The organism is Mesorhizobium sp. WSM3864, assembly GCF_002294955.1.
Classification (GTDB): Bacteria; Pseudomonadota; Alphaproteobacteria; order Rhizobiales; family Rhizobiaceae; genus Mesorhizobium.
The window spans coordinates 12,564-28,537 of sequence record NZ_NSGD01000003.1; the positions used below are offsets into that span (position 1 = coordinate 12,564).

General features: G+C 63.3%; 19 protein-coding genes. 10 read left to right on the forward strand and 9 right to left on the reverse strand.

Annotated elements, in window-relative coordinates:
- Window positions 1-119 precede the first annotated feature (119 nt).
- Window positions 120-1,055, forward strand: a complete 936-nt coding sequence (locus CK215_RS07925; RefSeq protein ID WP_066994382.1) for a ribose-phosphate pyrophosphokinase — start codon at window positions 120-122, stop codon at window positions 1,053-1,055.
- Here the strand turns inward: CK215_RS07925 and CK215_RS07930 are convergent.
- A complete protein-coding gene (locus CK215_RS07930) occupies window positions 1,052-1,936 on the reverse strand; it encodes a helix-turn-helix transcriptional regulator (protein ID WP_095830632.1) in 885 nt (294 codons plus the stop codon). The genes CK215_RS07925 and CK215_RS07930 overlap by 4 nt on opposite strands.
- Window positions 1,937-2,068: 132 nt before the next feature.
- On the opposite strand from CK215_RS07930, the gene CK215_RS07935 reads away from it, so the two are divergent.
- Window positions 2,069-3,298 carry an MFS transporter gene (locus tag CK215_RS07935; protein WP_170950259.1) on the forward strand — a complete coding sequence of 410 codons (1,230 nt, stop codon included), beginning with the start codon at window positions 2,069-2,071 and terminating at the stop codon, window positions 3,296-3,298.
- Between the two features lie 72 nt (window positions 3,299-3,370).
- On the opposite strand, the gene CK215_RS07940 is transcribed toward CK215_RS07935, so the two are convergent.
- Window positions 3,371-4,234: an alpha/beta hydrolase gene (locus CK215_RS07940; RefSeq protein WP_095830634.1), complete on the reverse strand. Its 864-nt coding sequence runs from the start codon at window positions 4,232-4,234 to the stop codon at window positions 3,371-3,373.
- 150 nt (window positions 4,235-4,384) lie between these two features.
- Between CK215_RS07940 and CK215_RS07945 the strand changes: the two genes are divergently transcribed.
- Window positions 4,385-4,828: a MarR family transcriptional regulator gene (locus tag CK215_RS07945; RefSeq protein ID WP_066994371.1), complete on the forward strand. Its 444-nt coding sequence runs from the start codon at window positions 4,385-4,387 to the stop codon at window positions 4,826-4,828.
- 141 nt (window positions 4,829-4,969) lie between these two features.
- On the opposite strand, the gene CK215_RS07950 is transcribed toward CK215_RS07945, so the two are convergent.
- Window positions 4,970-5,623, reverse strand: a complete 654-nt coding sequence (locus CK215_RS07950; protein ID WP_095830635.1) for a glutathione S-transferase family protein — start codon at window positions 5,621-5,623, stop codon at window positions 4,970-4,972.
- 388 nt (window positions 5,624-6,011) lie between these two features.
- On the opposite strand from CK215_RS07950, the gene CK215_RS07955 reads away from it, so the two are divergent.
- From CK215_RS07955 to CK215_RS07975, 5 genes are all read left to right on the forward strand, one after another.
- Window positions 6,012-6,656, forward strand: coding sequence for a 50S ribosomal protein L25/general stress protein Ctc (locus CK215_RS07955; protein WP_095781284.1), 645 nt, complete (start codon window positions 6,012-6,014; stop codon window positions 6,654-6,656).
- 25 nt (window positions 6,657-6,681) lie between these two features.
- A complete protein-coding gene (gene pth, locus CK215_RS07960; protein ID WP_095830636.1) occupies window positions 6,682-7,404 on the forward strand; it encodes an aminoacyl-tRNA hydrolase in 723 nt (240 codons plus the stop codon).
- Window positions 7,405-7,498: 94 nt separating this feature from the next.
- A complete protein-coding gene (gene ychF, locus CK215_RS07965) occupies window positions 7,499-8,602 on the forward strand; it encodes a redox-regulated ATPase YchF (RefSeq protein WP_095830637.1) in 1,104 nt (367 codons plus the stop codon).
- Between the two features lie 103 nt (window positions 8,603-8,705).
- Window positions 8,706-9,167, forward strand: a complete 462-nt coding sequence (locus CK215_RS07970) for a MaoC family dehydratase (RefSeq protein WP_095830842.1) — start codon at window positions 8,706-8,708, stop codon at window positions 9,165-9,167.
- The gene (locus CK215_RS07975; RefSeq protein WP_095830638.1) at window positions 9,164-9,634 is read left to right on the forward strand and encodes a MaoC family dehydratase; all 471 of its coding nucleotides are present in this window, start codon (window positions 9,164-9,166) and stop codon (window positions 9,632-9,634) included. Before CK215_RS07970 ends, CK215_RS07975 begins: the two co-directional genes overlap by 4 nt.
- A 74-nt stretch (window positions 9,635-9,708) precedes the next feature.
- Here CK215_RS07975 and CK215_RS07980 read toward each other — a convergent pair whose 3' ends face one another.
- From CK215_RS07980 to petA, 5 genes are all read right to left on the reverse strand, one after another.
- On the reverse strand, window positions 9,709-10,254 hold the full coding sequence (locus tag CK215_RS07980; RefSeq protein WP_066994354.1) for an adenine phosphoribosyltransferase: 546 nt from the start codon (window positions 10,252-10,254) through the stop codon (window positions 9,709-9,711).
- A 205-nt stretch (window positions 10,255-10,459) separates the two neighbouring features.
- Complete coding sequence (locus tag CK215_RS07985) at window positions 10,460-11,155, reverse strand: phosphatase PAP2 family protein (RefSeq protein ID WP_095777299.1); 696 nt, start codon at window positions 11,153-11,155, stop codon at window positions 10,460-10,462.
- Between the two features lie 140 nt (window positions 11,156-11,295).
- A complete protein-coding gene (locus CK215_RS07990; RefSeq protein WP_066994348.1) occupies window positions 11,296-12,153 on the reverse strand; it encodes a cytochrome c1 in 858 nt (285 codons plus the stop codon).
- Between the two features lie 19 nt (window positions 12,154-12,172).
- A complete protein-coding gene (locus CK215_RS07995; protein WP_066994345.1) occupies window positions 12,173-13,477 on the reverse strand; it encodes a cytochrome b N-terminal domain-containing protein in 1,305 nt (434 codons plus the stop codon).
- A 17-nt stretch (window positions 13,478-13,494) separates the two neighbouring features.
- Window positions 13,495-14,055: a ubiquinol-cytochrome c reductase iron-sulfur subunit gene (gene petA, locus CK215_RS08000; RefSeq protein ID WP_066994342.1), complete on the reverse strand. Its 561-nt coding sequence runs from the start codon at window positions 14,053-14,055 to the stop codon at window positions 13,495-13,497.
- A gap of 313 nt (window positions 14,056-14,368) precedes the next feature.
- Here petA and CK215_RS08005 point away from each other — a divergent pair, with 313 nt between their 5' ends.
- Window positions 14,369-14,713 carry a cupin domain-containing protein gene (locus tag CK215_RS08005; protein ID WP_066994340.1) on the forward strand — a complete coding sequence of 115 codons (345 nt, stop codon included), beginning with the start codon at window positions 14,369-14,371 and terminating at the stop codon, window positions 14,711-14,713.
- A 91-nt stretch (window positions 14,714-14,804) separates the two neighbouring features.
- A complete protein-coding gene (locus CK215_RS08010) occupies window positions 14,805-15,659 on the forward strand; it encodes an alpha/beta hydrolase (protein WP_095826575.1) in 855 nt (284 codons plus the stop codon).
- On the opposite strand, the gene CK215_RS08015 is transcribed toward CK215_RS08010, so the two are convergent.
- Window positions 15,656-15,967, reverse strand: a complete 312-nt coding sequence (locus CK215_RS08015) for a DUF6665 family protein (RefSeq protein ID WP_095830639.1) — start codon at window positions 15,965-15,967, stop codon at window positions 15,656-15,658. The genes CK215_RS08010 and CK215_RS08015 overlap by 4 nt on opposite strands.
- Window positions 15,968-15,974 lie beyond the last annotated feature (7 nt).

Consider the following 15,974-nt stretch of genomic DNA (forward strand, 5'->3'; position numbering starts at 1 on the left):
CGCCTTGTCGAACGATTCCCGATCACGAGGCTTGCAATACCGGCGCGGGCCGCTAAAAGCCCGGCATAAAGGCTCATGAGAGTCTGTCCGGTCTCTCCATCCTTCACCAGGAACGGTGCATGAAGCTTTTTGCGGGCAATTCCAACAGGGTGCTGGCCGAAGCGGTCGCTCGCTATCTCAACATCCCGCTGGGCAAGGCCAGCGTCAGGCGCTTCGCCGATCAGGAGATCTTCGTCGAGATCCAGGAGAACGTGCGCGGCGAGGATGTCTTCATCCTGCAGTCGACCTCCTATCCGACCAACGACCATCTGATGGAGCTGCTCATCATGATGGACGCCTTCATGCGCTCCTCGGCAAGGCGCATCACGGCGGTCATTCCCTATTTCGGCTACGCCAGGCAGGACCGCCGCGCCTCAGGCCGCACGCCGATTTCGGCCAAGCTCGTCGCCAACATGATCACCCGCGCCGGCGCCGATCGCGTGCTGACGCTCGACCTGCACGCCGGCCAGATCCAGGGCTTCTTCGACATCCCGACCGACAATCTGTTCTCGGTGCCGGTGATGGCCCGGGATGTGAAGGCGAAATACAAGCAGCTCGGCAATGTCGTCGTCGTATCGCCCGACATCGGCGGCGTGGTGCGGGCGCGCGCGCTTGCAAAACGCTTCGATGCGCAGCTCGCCATCGTCGACAAGCGCCGCGAGCGGCCCGGCGAATCCGAGGTGATGAATATCATCGGCGCCGTCGCCGGCAAGGATTGCCTCTTGATCGACGACATCGTCGATTCCGGCGGCACGCTCTGCAACGCGGCCGATGCCTTGCTCGCCAACGGCGCGACCAGCGTCACTGCCTACATCACCCATGGCGTGCTCTCGGGCGGCGCCGTTGCCCGCATCAGTGGCTCGAAACTGCAAGAACTGGTGATCACCGATTCCATCCAGCCCAGCCAGGCCGTGCTCGACGCGCCCAACATCCGCGTCATCTCGATCGCCGACCTGATGGGCGAGGCGATCTCGCGCACGGCGACCGAAGAATCGGTTTCAAGCCTGTTCGACTAGACCGCGGCGCTGCTGGCCTGAACCGGGCCGCTTGATCGCTTTGCCCCCTCGCCTGACTCGCGCGCGCCGCGCATATAGCCGCGAGGCGAGCTGCCGAGCATGCGCTTGAACATGGTGATGAACGCCGGCACGCTATCATAGCCAAGATCGAACGCCACGCTGGTGATGGGTTCGCCGTCGGCGAGCCTCGGCAGCGCCGCGAACAGGCAGGCCTGCTGGCGCCAAGTGGAGAGCGACAGCCCGGTCTGTCGGTGGAAGGCGCGTGTGAAGGAGCGCCGGCTCATGCCAGCGGCATCCGCCCATTCGTCGATCGTCGCATGTGGCGAAGGCGCCGCGACAAAGCGCCGGCAGAGCGCCGCAAGCTTCGGATCCGACGGAAAAGGCAGGCCGAGCGGCCGCTCCGGCAGGTTCGGGATCTCATGCAGCAGGAGCCCCATGATCAGCCCGGCGCGTCCTTCGAGCTCGCCGCCCTGCGGCAGCTTCTCCGATTCCACGATCAGGCTGTGCATCAGCTCGGTGATGCCGACGACGCGCAAGCCCTCCGGCAGGCCGGGAATTGCATCCGGCACCACATAGACCGAGCGCATCGAGACATCGCCCAGCATCTCGACCGAATGCTCGATGCCGGCCGGTATCCACATTGCATGGTCGGGCGGCACCATCCAGCGGCCGTGCTTGGTCGTCACCAGCACGACGCCGACAAGCGCATGCAGCAACTGGCTGCGGCTGTGGCGGTGCCGCGGCACGTGGTAGCCGTCGGGATATTCGGTCGGCAACGCGACCGCCGGCCCGACCGCCTGCTCCAGCCACTGCCAGCGGCTTTCATGCAGCCGGCCGAGCTCGGCGGCATCGCCCCTGAAGATTTCCCGGCCATGCGGCATTCGATGTGGCCCACTTGCGAAACTATTGGACCAAACCACGAAAGAAGTCGCCATTCAAGCCGATTATAAGACAAGCGGGCCAATAAAGCTGGCTGGCTGCGGTTCGCCGCCAAAAAGACCCGGAGCATTGCCTTGACCGATACGACCGCCACCGCCGTCGCCACCCCAGCGCCGGCAAGCCACACCTCGGCGCAAGCGACGGCCTTCACCGTCATTCTTGCGGTGAGCTTCTGCCACTGCGTCAACGACATCATGCAGTCGCTGCTTTCGGCGATCTATCCGCTGCTCAAAGAGAATTACGGTCTCGATTTCTGGCAGATCGGCCTTCTTACGTTCACTTTCCAGGTAACGGCCTCGCTGCTGCAGCCTGTGATCGGCATGATCACCGACAAGCGGCCGATGCCCTATTCCTTGCCTTGGGGCATGGCCTCGTCACTGGTCGGGCTGGTGGTGCTCGCGCATGCCGGCCATTACTGGCTGCTCCTGATCGGCGCCTCGCTGATCGGTATCGGCTCGGCGATCTTCCATCCGGAATCCTCGCGCATTGCCCGCTTCGCCTCGGGCGGCCGCTTCGGTCTCGCGCAATCGCTGTTCCAGGTCGGCGGAAATTTCGGCCAGGCGATGGGCCCGCTGCTCGCCGCCTTCATCGTCGTGCCTTTCGGCCAGACCAGCATTTCCTGGTTCGCCGTCGGCTCGCTGATCGGCATCGTCGTGCTGTGGCAGGTTGGCGGCTGGTACAGCCGGCTGCGCGCCTCGATGGCCAACCGCAAGCCGGCGGCTCACGTCTCGCCCTTCCCACGCAAAAAGGTCATGGGGGCATTGGCGGTGCTGACGCTGCTGGTGTTGAGCAAGAACGCCTATATCGCCTCGCTGTCCAGCTACTACACCTTCTACGCCATCCATAAGTTCGGCGTTTCGGTGCAGATGTCGCAGGTCATGCTCTTCCTGTTCCTCGGCGCCTCGGCGCTTGGCATCCTGCTCGGCGGCCCGTTCGGCGACCGCTATGGACAGAAGGCGATGATCTGGTTCTCCATCGTCGGCGTTCTGCCCTTCACGCTGGCGCTGCCTTACGCCAATTTGGAATGGACGATGGTGCTTACCGTTGTGATCGGCCTGATTCTGTCGTCGGCCTTCTCCAACATCGTCGTCTTCGCGCAGGAACTGGTTCCCGGCCGCGTCGGCATGATCGCCGGCATCTTCTTCGGCTTCGCCTTCGGCATGGGCGGCATCGCTGCGGCCGTGCTCGGCGTCATCGCCGACATGAAAGGCATCGACTTCGTCTACCACGTCTGCTCGTACCTGCCCTTCCTCGGCCTGCTGACCGTGTTCCTGCCGAACATGAAGGAGGCCAGGAAAGCCTGAGCCGGCCACTCCGAACGAGTTCCAGAGAGCAAAGCACCCGCGCGATGGCGGGTGCTTTTCTGGCGCTGGGACTCAGGCCTGGAAGAAAGCCAGGAGGTCGGCATTGATGACGTCCGCATGAGTCGTCGCCATCCCATGCGGAAGGCCCTTGCAGACTTTGAGCTCGCCCTTCTTGAGCAGCTTGATTGCGAGCAGCGCCGAATCCGCGATCGGTACGATCTGGTCGTCGTCGCCATGCATGACCAGCACCGGTACGTCGATCTTCTTCAGGTCCTCGGTGAAGTCGGTTTCCGAGAACGCCTTGATGCAATCGTAATGCGCCTTGGCGCCGCCCATCATGCCCTGGCGCCACCAATTGTCGACCACACCCTCCGACACCGTCGCGCCCGGACGGTTGAAGCCGTAGAAAGGGCCGGCCGGAACGTCGCGGAAGAACTGGGCGCGGTTCGTCGTCAGCGCCGAGCGAAAGCCGTCGAACACTTCGATCGGGAGGCCGCCGGGATTGGCAGCGGTCTTGAGCATGATCGGCGGCACCGCGCCGATCAGCACAGCCTTGGCGACGCGGCCTCCGGAACCGTACCGCGCGACATAGCGCGCCACTTCGCCACCGCCGGTCGAATGCCCGACATGGATGGCGTTCCTGAGGTCGAGATGCGCAACCAGCGCCGCCACATCGGCGGCGTAGGTGTCCATCTCATTGCCGATGTCAGTCTGGCTGGAGCGGCCGTGCCCGCGGCGGTCATGGGCGATGACCCGATAGCCCTTGGAGAGGAAGAACAGCATCTGGGCATCCCAGTCGTCGCTGCTCAGCGGCCAGCCATGGTGGAAGACGACCGGCTGACCGGTGCCCCAATCCTTGTAGTAGATCTGCGTGCCGTCCTTGGTGGTGATCGTTCCGCTGCCCGAGCCGGCTTTTGCATGTGAAGCTTCAGTCATCTCAATCTCCTTTGTCGTTATCGCGAAAAATGATATCGCGATAACGAAACGCCTAGCGCAGTGACCACTTCTTGTCCACAATAATATGTATCGCGATATGATTTTTTGTGCTAAAGCGCCTCGCGACGTCGACAAAAGGAACATGGCGCGATGCCGCTGCCCCTGGACAATCAGCTCTGTTTCGCACTCTACGCCACGAGCATGGCGATCAACCGCACCTACAAGCCCATGCTCGACGAGATGGGGATCACGTATCCCCAGTATCTCGTGCTCAATGCGCTTGGAGAGGCCGATGGCATGTCGGTCGGCACCATAGCGCGCCGGCTGGCGCTGGAATCGAGCACCGTCACGCCGCTGGTCAAGCGCATGGAGCAGGCGGGTCTGGTGACCCGCCAGCGCAGCCATGACGATGAGCGGCAGGTGCAGGTCGATCTCACCGCGGCAGGCCGGGCGCTGCTCACGCAATGCAGCTGTCTGGGCGAAACGCTGGTCGAGCGTTCAGGCATGACCTCGGCCGAGATCGATGCTCTCACGCGAAAAGTCCGGGCGTTGCGCGATGCGTTGAGCGGCGACCAATCGGCTGATGCTGCCTGACCTCCAGACGGGGTAGATGAACTAAGGTCTGCTTAGTGCAGCAGCGGCCCGCGTCCCCATCGCTGGGGCGGGCCATTTTCGGCGCGGGTTGGCAGGCATCCTCGACGACGGTATTTGAAGAAAGACGTTCAAAATCCTGGCTTAGCCCGGCGCCGCCTCGCTGCTGACCGGCGGCAGTTGCGGCGCATCCAGCCCCTGGAACGGGTCGCGCCAGGCATCGATATGCTCGATCCGCCGATACCAGCGGCTGAGCGACGGATAGTCATCGAGCGGCAACCGGGCGGCATCATTGAACGCGAGAAAGGTCGCCATACGAAAGTCGGCATAGCAAACCGAATTGCCGACCAGCCATTGGCGCCCGCAAAGCTCGGCTTCAAGGATGGCGGCCGTCATGTGGAACTGCCTCAGCCCCTCCTCGACCAATGCCTTGTCGATCGGCCCCAGTCCCCAGCGCTGTTTCGTGCCGCGCTCGAAATGCACCATGTCGCAGGCCCTGACGAAATTCTCCTTGCCCCAGCTCAGCCAGCGGATCATCTGCGGCTCGTCGTCGCCGGTGCGCCAGAAATCCGAATGCATGTCGCGCGAGAGCCGGCATGCGATCGCATCGGCTTCCCACAGGCTCCATCCCGGGCCGACCAGGATAGGCAAGGTCAAATTGGGGTTCAGCGCGCGGTAGCGCTCGGCCTGCCCTGGTGCCATGGGCGAGGCGAATTCGAAGGCGACATCGGCCTTCAGATAGCGCGCCGCCGCGACCGCGAGGCGAGGATTGGGATTGCGGCTGAACAGTAGTTTCATGTCGATCTCCGGTCCTTCGATTGCCTGCCAAGGACGTTTGAAACCGGCCCGATGCTACATGACGCATGCGGGCGGGACCCGGCGCAACTCGCCAGATCCGACGGAGCAACGCGTCGGCTATGCCTCCCCGACCGGATATCATCGCGCAGCGTGGCCGAGCCTTCCCGTTCAACGGCTTGCGCCCCTGCCCGCCTTCCGCTATAGAGCCGCCACCCGCGTAGACACCCTTGGAGGCAACGCGGAGGAAGGCCGGCCAGGCCTGCATGATCCCCGAAGCGTTTGGACAGCCAAAAGCGTTGGATCGACCATGCAAGGCCGCGACGGCTTTCGACGTTTACGGATGGGCTTGCCCGCCGCGAACGCTCCATAACACGCGAAAGGAAATGCCATGAGCCACGAGGCTTACGAGCTCAAGGCCGAAGCGCGCGAACAGGTCGGTAAGGGGTCCGCCCGTGCAGTTCGCCGCAACGGCAAAGTGCCTGCAGTTATTTACGGCGACAAGCAGCCCCCCCTGGCGATCGCCCTCAACTACAAGGACATCTTCTACAAGATCCACGGCGGCGGGTTTCTGACCACGATCGCTACGATCGATGTCGACGGCAAGAAGATCCAGGTCCTGCCGAAGGATTTTCAGCTCGACCCTGTCAAGGACTTCCCGGTCCATGTCGACTTCCTGCGCATCGGCAAGGACACCGAGGTCAATGTCGACGTGCCCGTCCACTTCATCAATGAGGACAAGTCGCCCGGCATCAAGCGCGGCGGCGTGCTCAACATCGTTCGTCACGAAGTCGAGTTCCACTGCCCTGCCAACGCGATCCCGGAATTCATCACCGTCGATCTCGCCGGCACCGAAATCGGCGACTCGATCCACATTTCGGCGGTTGTCCTGCCGGCCGGCGTCAAGCCGGTGATCTCCGATCGCGACTTCACCATCGCGACCATCGCCGGCTCCGCGGCAATGAAGCCGGAGACGGAGGAGACTGCCGAAGCGGCGGCGCCGGAAGCTGAGGCCGCTGAGGCCGAAGAGAAGTAATCTCTCTCAGCGCCAGGAGACAACGATGCTTGTCTTTGCAGGCCTCGGCAATCCGGGCGCGAAATATCAGAACAACCGACACAATGTCGGCTTCATGGCGGCGGACGCGATAGCCCGCCGCCATTCCTTTTCGCCCTGGTCGAAGAAGTTCCAGGGCCTGATCGCCGAGGGCGCGCTGGGCGGCGAAAAGATCCTTTTGATCAAGCCGCAGACCTTCATGAATTTATCCGGCCAGTCGGTCGGCGAGGCGTTGCGCTTCTACAAACTCGATGCCGCCGCCCTCACCGTCTTCTACGACGAGATCGATCTTGCCGCCGGCAAGCTCAGGGTCAAGGTCGGCGGCGGTTCCGGCGGCCACAACGGCATCCGATCGCTCGACCAGCATGTCGGCAATGCCTATCGCCGGGTGCGCATCGGCGTCGGCCATCCTGGCGTCAAAGAGATGGTGCACGGCCATGTGCTCGGCGATTTCGCCAAGGCCGACCGTGAATGGCTCGACGTGTTGCTCGACGCGATCGCCGACGACGCCGCACTGCTGGCCAAGGGCGATGACAACTCCTTCATGAACCGCATCACCCTGGCGCTGCGCGAAAAGCTCGTGCCGACCGGCGATGACGATCGGCCTCCGCCCAAGGCGCCAAAACAGCAGAGCCATATCCGCCAGGCCCGCCCGCAGCAGCCGCCGGCGAAGGTTCCCGAGAGCGGGCCGATGGCCGCGATGCTGAAGAAGCTGTTCGGAAAAGACTGAGCGTCGAAACGATCATGCCAAGGGCTTGACGATCGTCCGCGCTTTCGCCCATAGCCCTCACCAAATCTCGAATTCCCGATAGGACCGGACGAACATGGGTTTCAAATGTGGCATCGTTGGCTTGCCCAACGTCGGCAAGTCGACGCTGTTCAACGCGTTGACCAGGACGGCTGCCGCGCAGGCCGCCAACTATCCTTTCTGCACCATCGAGCCGAACACCGGCGAGGTGGCGGTTCCGGACCCGCGGCTGCAGAAGATCGCCGCGATCGGCAAGTCGAAGGAGATCATCCCGACCCGCATCTCCTTCGTCGACATTGCCGGACTGGTGCGCGGCGCCTCCAAGGGCGAAGGTCTGGGCAATCAGTTCCTCGCCAACATCCGCGAGGTCGACGCCATCGTGCATGTGCTGCGCTGCTTCGAGGATGACGACATCACCCATGTCGAGGGCCGCATCGATCCGGTCGCCGACGCCGAGACCGTCGAGACCGAGCTGATGCTCGCCGATCTCGAAAGCCTGGAGCGCCGCATCGTGCAGGTCCGCAAGCGCGCCGCCGGCAAGGACAAGGAAGCAATGACCGTTCTGCCGATGATGGAGGCGGCGCTCGAACTGCTGCAGGCAGGTCGCCCGACCCGCGTCCTGCTCAATGGCATCGCGGCGGAGGATCTGCGCATCCTGCAGGGCCTGAACCTGCTCACATCGCATCCCGTGCTCTATGTCTGCAACGTCGCTGAGGCGGACGCTGCCACGGGAAACGAGCATACAAAGGCGGTGGAGAAGATGGCCGCCGCGCAGGGCGCCGGCACGGTGGTGATCTCGGCGGCAATCGAGGCGGAAGTTGCCCAGCTTTCCGACGAGGAGGAAATGGAGTTTCTCGCCTCGATCGGCCTAGTTGAGCCGGGCCTCAACAAGGTGATCCGCGCCGGCTACGAGCTCTTGCATCTGATCACCTATTTCACCGTCGGGCCGAAGGAGACGCGCGCCTGGACCATCCACAAGGGCGATAAGGCACCGCAAGCTGCCGGCATCATTCACACTGACTTCGAACGTGGTTTCATCCGCGCCCAGACGATCTCCTACAACGACTTCGTCACGCTCGGCGGCGAAGTGGCGGCCAAGGAAGCCGGCAAGGCGCGCGACGAAGGCAAGGAGTATGTCGTCCAGGACGGCGACATCATGCTGTTCAAGTTCAACACCTGAGTGCCTGGCTGGCTCACCAGAAAGGACTTGACCAAATTGGCTCGGGCCTCCATCCGGGATGCCCGACCTTCGGGATCACGCGTTCGTCAACCGGATTGCCGACATGACCGGAAAGACCTGGGCCTATGAGGATTTCGTCGAGGGCGCCTCGCTCGACCTCGGCAGCAAGAATGTGAGCGCGGCCGAGATCATCGAGTTTGCCAGCGAATTCGACGCCCAGCCGATGCATCTCGACGAGGCGGCCGGCAGGGCCAGCATCCTGGGCGGCCTTTCGGCTTCGGGCTGGCACACTTGCGCGATGTTCATGCGCATGCTGTGCGATGCCTTCCTGCTCGATTCGACCTCGCAGGGCTCACCCGGCATCGAGCATGTCAAATGGAAGAAGCCGGTTCTGGCCGGTGACCGTCTCTCCGGCAAGGTCACCGTGCTTTCCAAGCGCCAGTCCAGGTCGCGGCCGCAAATCGGCCTCGTCAGCATGCGCAGCGAGCTGTTCAACCAGCGCGGCGAATGCGTCTTCGAGCTTGAGAACACCGGCATGTTTCTGACCCGCGGGGCCGTCGCGTGACCCTGGACGAGTATTTCCTCATCGGCCAAACCGTCACCCTCGGCTCGCACAGATTCGAGACCGACGAGATCAAGGCGTTCGCCAGGAAATACGATCCGCAGATCTTCCATGTCGACGAGGAGGCGGCGAAGAAGAGCATGCTTGGCGGTCTCTGCGCCTCCGGCTGGCACACCGCCGCCACCTGGATGAAATACAACCTCGAAAAGCGCATGGAGACCGAGGGCGTGCGTTGGACCGGTCCCGGCCCGCAGCCCGAATTTGGCCCCTCGCCCGGGTTTCGCAACCTCAAATGGCTGAAGCCGGTCTATGCCGGCGAAACCGTGACCTTCACCCGCACAGCGCTTGCCCATCGACCCCTTGCCGGCCGCCCCGGTTGGAGCCTGCTCACGCTGCGTTCCGAAGGTTTCGACTCCAGCGGCGATAAGGTCATCGAGTTCGACAGCGCGGTGCTGGTGAAGGTGGAGTAGCGAATGGTGAATAGTGAATGGTGACTAGTGAACCATTCCCTATTCACCATTCACTATTCACCATTCAACACTGATTAATGCCCCTCGAAGCCGATCAGCGTCCTTACCGGCACGCCGAGCGCTTCCAGTTTCTGGCGCCCGCCGAGATCCGGCAGGTCGATGACGAAGCAGGCGGCGACGATGTCGGCGCCGATCTGCCTGAGCAGCTTGACGGCCGCCTCCGCCGTGCCGCCGGTGGCGATCAGATCGTCGACCAGGATCACCTTCTCGCCTTGCGAGACGCCGTCCTTGTGCATCTCCATCTCGTCCAGACCGTATTCGAGGCTGTAGGCGACGCGCACGGTCTCGTAAGGCAGCTTGCCCTTCTTGCGGATCGGGACGAAACCCGCCGAAAGCTGATGCGCCACTGCACCGCCCAGGATGAAGCCGCGCGCCTCGATGCCGGCGATCTTGTCGATCTTCAGCCCGGCGTAAGGATGCACAAGCTCGTCGATGGCGCGGCGAAAGGCGCGAGCGTCGCCGAGCAGCGTGGTGATATCCCGAAACAGGATGCCGGGTTTGGGGTAATCCGGAATGGTGCGGATGGCCGCAAGCAGCGTGTCTTCGAGCGAGGGTTTCATGAGACGAGCTCCGCGTGTCCGGCTGTCGGGTATAACGGCGTCGTCGCGCCCGGCGCAACGCAACCAACAACGGCTACCGCGATGGAGCCCGGGAGACAAGCGCATCCGGCAAAGGATCGGCATCGCCTGCCTTGCTCCCGTGCCGGCGCCGCAAGCGAAAAGGGCGCCCGCTGGCGCCCTTGCAGAAACGTCGGCGACGGACGGCTCACATGCCGAGGTCGGACCGCAGCTCGGATCGCGCCACCTCGAACTCGGTCTTGAAATCGGGCCGGCTGAGCAGGACCGCGGCGATCGCGCTGCCGGAAATCTTGCCCATCTCGACATCCGACGGATAGTGGATGCCGCCGACCACGCGGTTATGGGCATATTCGGCCGCGCGGGCCATGATCTCGGGCCGCTTCTCCGGCACCATGTCGGACAGGATGATGCCCATCATGGTGCCGACCGTCGCATGGCCCGACGGCCAGGAACCGGAATTCGACAGCTTCACCGCCGGTTTGACCAGATCACTGAGCTGATGCGGACGCGGCCGCTTCCAGACGTCCTTGGCCGGATCGACGACCGCGCCTTCGGTCGCCACCACGCGGTCGAAGAAGGCGCTGAACTTCGGCAGCGTCTCCTTGCTGAATTTCGGTCCCATGACGTCGGCGAAGCGCCAGACATCCTCTTCGGCATCGGCGATAGCACGCTTTTCCATTTCGGGCGTGCGCGTCACTTGCAGGGTCAGCACCTCGCCGAGTTCTGCCTTGGTCTCGGCCGAATCATTGGCCGGCGGCGGCGGCAGGATCATCGTCAGGTCGATGTCCTTGTTGGTGACGAAGGGCTGGGCGTCCTCGGCGCGGACTGCCGAGGAGGCGACAAGAAGCAGCACCACGGCTGCAAGCGGCGCAAGTCTTTTCATGAGCACGATCCTTTGAGGTGAGCCAACGCAGGATCGCGATGCGCAATGACAGCCATGTGACATGGCCGGATCAAAGCGGTCCCGAAATATGAAAAGGGCGCCTTTGCGGCGCCCCTCGAAAGTGTCGGACCGACCGCGGCTCAGTGCGCCACTTCGGCCCACACCTTGCGCTTGGTCAGGTAGACCAGCGCGCCGAACAGCAGCAGGAACACCAGCACGCGGAAGCCGGTCTTCTTGCGCTCTTCGAGATGCGGCTCGGCGGCCCACATCAGGAACGCCGACACGTCGCGCGAATATTGGTCGACCGTCTGCGGCGAACCGTCGTCATAGGTCACCTGGCCGTCGGAAAGCGGCTTCGGCATCTTCAGCGACACGCCGGACAGGAAGTATGGATTGTAGTGCGTGCCTTCGGGGATGACCATGCCGGCCGGCGGCGTCTGGTCGTAGCCGGTGAGCAGCGAGTGGATGTAGTCCGGGCCGCCCTGAGCATATTGGGTGAAGATGTCGAAGATGAAACGCGGAAAGCCGCGCTCGACGCCGCGCGCCTTGGCGAGCAGCGACATGTCGGGCGGAGCGGCGCCGCCATTGGCGGACGCGGCGGCCTGTTCGTTCGGGAACGGCGACGGGAAGTGATCCGACGGCTTGCCCGGGCGGTCGAACATGTCGCCGGCATCGTTCGGGCCGTCATGGATGGTGTACTCGGCGGCAAGCGTCTTGACCTGCGCTTCCGAGTAGCCGAGGCCTTCCAGCGTGCGGAACGCCACCAGGTTCATCGAGTGGCAGGCCGAGCAGACTTCCTTGTAGACCTTCAGGCCGCGCTGCAGCTGGGCCTTGTCGTAGGTGCCGAACGGCCCGGCGAAGCTCCAGCTCATTTCCTTCGGTTCATTGATCGGGAAATGCGTCGGGGCCGCCGCGTTGTGTTCCTCTTCGGCGGCGATGGCAGCGGTGCCCGCGACCACCAGGCCAAGCAGCGCCAGCGCGGTGAGAATCTTCTTCATGCCAAATCCCCTCAGATTCTCAGCCCTTGGTTTCCGGCGCGCTGACCGCGCCTGCCGGATGCCCGCCGGCTCCCTTGTTTTTCTTTTCCAGCACCGCCTCGGTGATCGAGTTCGGTAGCCGCCGCGGCGTCTCGATCAGGCCGAGCACCGGCATCACGACCAGGAAGAAGGCGAAGTAGAACAGCGTCGCCATCTGCGCCATGAACACGTATGAGCCTTCCGCCGGCTGCGAGCCCAGCCACCCGAGCAGGATGGCGTCGGCCACGAACAGCCAGAAGAACAGTTTGTACCAGGGCCGGTAGACCGCCGAGCGCACCTTGGAGGTGTCGAGCCACGGCACCAGGAACAGCATGGCGATGGCGCCGAACATGCACAGCACGCCGCCGAGCTTGGAGTTGATCGGCCCGATGTTGAAGGTGATGGCGCGCAGGATCGCGTAAAACGGCAGGAAGTACCATTCCGGAACGATGTGGGCCGGCGTCTTCAGCGGATTGGCGACCGTGTAGTTGTCCGGATGGCCGAGGTAGTTCGGCAGGTAGAAGACGAAATAGGCGAAGAAGAACAGGAACACGATCATGCCGAACGCGTCCTTGATGGTCGCATAGGGCGTGAAGGCGACGGTGTCGGTCTTCGACTTGACCTCGATGCCGGTCGGGTTCGACTGGCCGACGACATGCAGCGCCCAGACGTGCAGCACGACGACGCCGGCGATCATGAACGGCAACAGGTAATGCAGGGCGAAGAAGCGGTTCAGCGTCGGATTGTCGACGGCGAAGCCGCCGAGCAGCAGTTCCTGGATCCAGTTGCCGACCAGCGGGATTGCGCTGAAGAAGCCGGTGATGACGGTGGCGCCCCAGAAGCTCATCTGTCCCCATGGCAGCACATAGCCCATGAAGCCGGTCGCCATCATCAGGAGATAGATGATGCAGCCGAGGATCCAGAGCAGCTCGCGCGGCGCCTTGTAGGAGCCGTAGAACAGCCCGCGGAAGATGTGGATGTAGACGGCCACGAAGAAGAACGAGGCGCCGTTGGAATGGAGATAGCGCAACAGCCATCCCGAATTCACGTCGCGCATGATCTTCTCGACCGAATCGAAGGCGAGTGTGGTGTCGGACGTGTAGTGCATGGCCAGCACGATGCCGGTGAGGATCTGCGATACCAGCATGATCGACAGGATGCCGCCGAACGTCCACATGTAGTTGAGGTTGCGCGGCACCGGATAGGCAATGAAGCTGTCATAGACAAGCCGGGGAAGCGGCATACGGGCGTCGAACCAGCGTCCGAGACCCGTCTTCGGTGTGTAGGTGGAGTGTCCCTCGCTCATCGAAATATCCCCCTGCCTCAACCGATAAGGATCTTGGTATCGGAAATGAATTTAAACACCGGGATCGCCATGTTCTCCGGCGCCGGGCCTTTGCGGATGCGGCCGGCGGTATCGTACACCGAGCCGTGGCACGGGCAGAACCAGCCGCCGAAATCGCCTTCCTGGCCGAGCGGGATGCAGCCGAGATGGGTGCAGACCTGCACCATGACCATCCAGGCTTCCTTGCCGGGCGTGGTGCGGTTGGCGTCGGTCGCCGGCGCATCGGCCGGCAAGTTGGCATTGCGGGCGATCGGATCCTTGAGATCGTTGAGGCTAACCGCCGCGCCGTCCTTCATTTCCTTGTCGGTGCGGTTGCGCACCACGACCGGCTTGCCGCGCCACTTGACGACCAGCGAGCTGCCGGGCTGCAGCGAGGAGACATCGACCTCGACAGAGGCCAGCGCCAGCGTCGAGGCATCCGGCTGCATCTGGTCGATGAACGGCCAGGCGACGGCCCCAGCGCCGACCACGCCGGCCATGCCGGTGGCGATATAGAGAAAATCGCGACGGTTGGGATCGTGGATGTCGGTTGCGCTCACGGGTGCCTGATCCTTTCGCCTCTTTCCGTGCCGGCGGCCGAGCCTTGTCCCCGCTCAATCGCGCCGGCCCGACAGCGCATGGCGAACAGGCTAGCGAATTCCTCCGGCATTTGGAGGTTCGGTTTATGCGTGAAGCCCGTTTTTGTCCAGACGCGTGGAGGCACAAGGGCACATTGTCGCGGGCACATGCCGCGGCCCGCGCAACGGCTTGATGATCGTGCCGCCGAACAGCGCTAAATAGCGCTAACTTCAGCGGTAAATCGGAACTCCGCTTGCCTCGACAGCGACCGCCGGCCCGGTCTATTGTCGAGCCATGGCGCATGTCATCGACCGCGACAAATGGGCGAGCACGCCCGACCGTTGGCAAGGCGAGCTGCAATGCGGTGCATTTGGCTCCAACTCCTGCCTGATCTTCAATTATCAGCCCGAGATCGGCGGCGGCCCGCGTCTGCATAAGCATCCTTACGCGGAGATCTTCGTCATCCGTTCCGGTACCGGCCTGTTCACGGTCGGCGACCGGCAGATAACGGCCACCGCAGGCCAAATTCTGATCGTGCCGGCAGACACGCCGCACAAATTCACCAATCTAGGCCCCGGTCCGCTCGAGACCACCGACATCCACGAGAACGGCAGCTTCATCACCGAATGGCTGGAGTGATGCGGCTTGTTCGAGAGGCAGGCCCTGTCCGCGGACCGATTCCCGCCTAGTTCTGTCGGTCGGAGCGATCGGACAGGTGAAGGCCGGGCGGATGGAAACTTCCAGCATCGAGGTTGAAGGACTGACCATTGCGATCCGCGAAGCCGGACCACGGGATGCGCCCGGCCTCGTGCTGCTCCACGGCTGGCCACAAAGTTCCCATGCCTTCGAGAACGTGATCGGTCGGCTGGCCACCGATCAGCGCGTGATCGCGCCCGACCTGCCGGGTATAGGCGGCTCGCAAGGCACGCGCAAAACCGGTGAGAAAGCCTATCTGGCCAGGGTGATAGCGGCCTTGATTGACGCCTGCGGCCTGCGACAGGTCATAGTGGCCGGCCATGATGTCGGCGGCCAGATCGTCTTCGCGCTTTTGCGCAACCATCCGGAAATCCTCTCCGCCGCTGCGATCATGGATGTTGTCGTTCCGGGCGTGGCGCCGTGGGACAAGGTCATCCGCAATCCAAACCTCTGGCATTTCGCCTTCCACGCGGTTCCTGCTCTCCCGGAACTGCTGGTTGGGGGTCACGAGCGCGCCTATTTCGACTTCTTCTTCGACACCCTTTCGAAGGAGAAATCCGCCATCCCGGCCGAAGCAAGAGACATCTACGCCAAGGCCTATTCGCGGCCGGAAAGCCTCAAGGCCGGCTTCGACTGGTACCGCGCCTTTTCCGAGGACGCCAAGGCCAATGCCGTTCCGCCGGCAAGCCCGATCGACACGCCGGTGCTCTGCCTCAGGGGCGCTGCCGAGACCGGCGAGATCAGCGATTACCTCAATGGCTTGAAGGCCGCCGGCCTCTCCAATGTGGAGGGCGACATCATCCCCGATAGCGGGCACTTCGTCGCCGATGAGAATCCCGGAGCGCTCGCCTTGCGCCTGGCGCGCTTTCGGAAGGAAGTCAGCGCCTAGCTGGCGCCGAGCCTGACCAGCACCGCCCGCGGGATGTCGTATTCGCGGATCACGGCGTCGTGCTTGCGCAGCCCGCAGAGTTCGCGCTGGATGAAATAGGCGTGGACGGCCGCCGCGGCTTCCTTGAGCAGCCGGTTGCGATCCCTGCCTTCCCCATTTTCGCGCAGCTTCGTCAAGGCCTCTTCGACGCGCTGGCCGGCGCGACCGAGGGCGGCGGCCTTCTCGGCGAGTATTTCGTGGCCGAGCAGATCGAGAGCGCTTTCCTGCGCGCCTGACCGTCCGAAATTGCTGGGCATTCTGACCGACATGGCTGCG

Coding starts and splice junctions, on each gene's coding strand:
- CK215_RS08015 (WP_095830639.1), bottom strand. CDS start 15,967: ATGTCGGTCAGAATGCCCAGCAATTTCGGACGGTCAGGCGCGCAGGAA.
- ychF (WP_095830637.1), top strand. CDS start 7,499: ATGGGTTTCAAATGTGGCATCGTTGGCTTGCCCAACGTCGGCAAGTCG.
- CK215_RS08010 (WP_095826575.1), top strand. CDS start 14,805: ATGGAAACTTCCAGCATCGAGGTTGAAGGACTGACCATTGCGATCCGC.
- CK215_RS07950 (WP_095830635.1), bottom strand. CDS start 5,623: ATGAAACTACTGTTCAGCCGCAATCCCAATCCTCGCCTCGCGGTCGCG.
- CK215_RS07980 (WP_066994354.1), bottom strand. CDS start 10,254: ATGAAACCCTCGCTCGAAGACACGCTGCTTGCGGCCATCCGCACCATT.
- CK215_RS08005 (WP_066994340.1), top strand. CDS start 14,369: ATGGCGCATGTCATCGACCGCGACAAATGGGCGAGCACGCCCGACCGT.
- CK215_RS07930 (WP_095830632.1), bottom strand. CDS start 1,936: ATGCCGCATGGCCGGGAAATCTTCAGGGGCGATGCCGCCGAGCTCGGC.
- CK215_RS07955 (WP_095781284.1), top strand. CDS start 6,012: ATGAGCCACGAGGCTTACGAGCTCAAGGCCGAAGCGCGCGAACAGGTC.
- pth (WP_095830636.1), top strand. CDS start 6,682: ATGCTTGTCTTTGCAGGCCTCGGCAATCCGGGCGCGAAATATCAGAAC.
- CK215_RS07990 (WP_066994348.1), bottom strand. CDS start 12,153: ATGAAGAAGATTCTCACCGCGCTGGCGCTGCTTGGCCTGGTGGTCGCG.
- CK215_RS07925 (WP_066994382.1), top strand. CDS start 120: ATGAAGCTTTTTGCGGGCAATTCCAACAGGGTGCTGGCCGAAGCGGTC.
- CK215_RS07985 (WP_095777299.1), bottom strand. CDS start 11,155: ATGAAAAGACTTGCGCCGCTTGCAGCCGTGGTGCTGCTTCTTGTCGCC.
- CK215_RS07995 (WP_066994345.1), bottom strand. CDS start 13,477: ATGAGCGAGGGACACTCCACCTACACACCGAAGACGGGTCTCGGACGC.
- CK215_RS07945 (WP_066994371.1), top strand. CDS start 4,385: ATGCCGCTGCCCCTGGACAATCAGCTCTGTTTCGCACTCTACGCCACG.
- CK215_RS07970 (WP_095830842.1), top strand. CDS start 8,706: ATGACCGGAAAGACCTGGGCCTATGAGGATTTCGTCGAGGGCGCCTCG.
- CK215_RS07940 (WP_095830634.1), bottom strand. CDS start 4,234: ATGACTGAAGCTTCACATGCAAAAGCCGGCTCGGGCAGCGGAACGATC.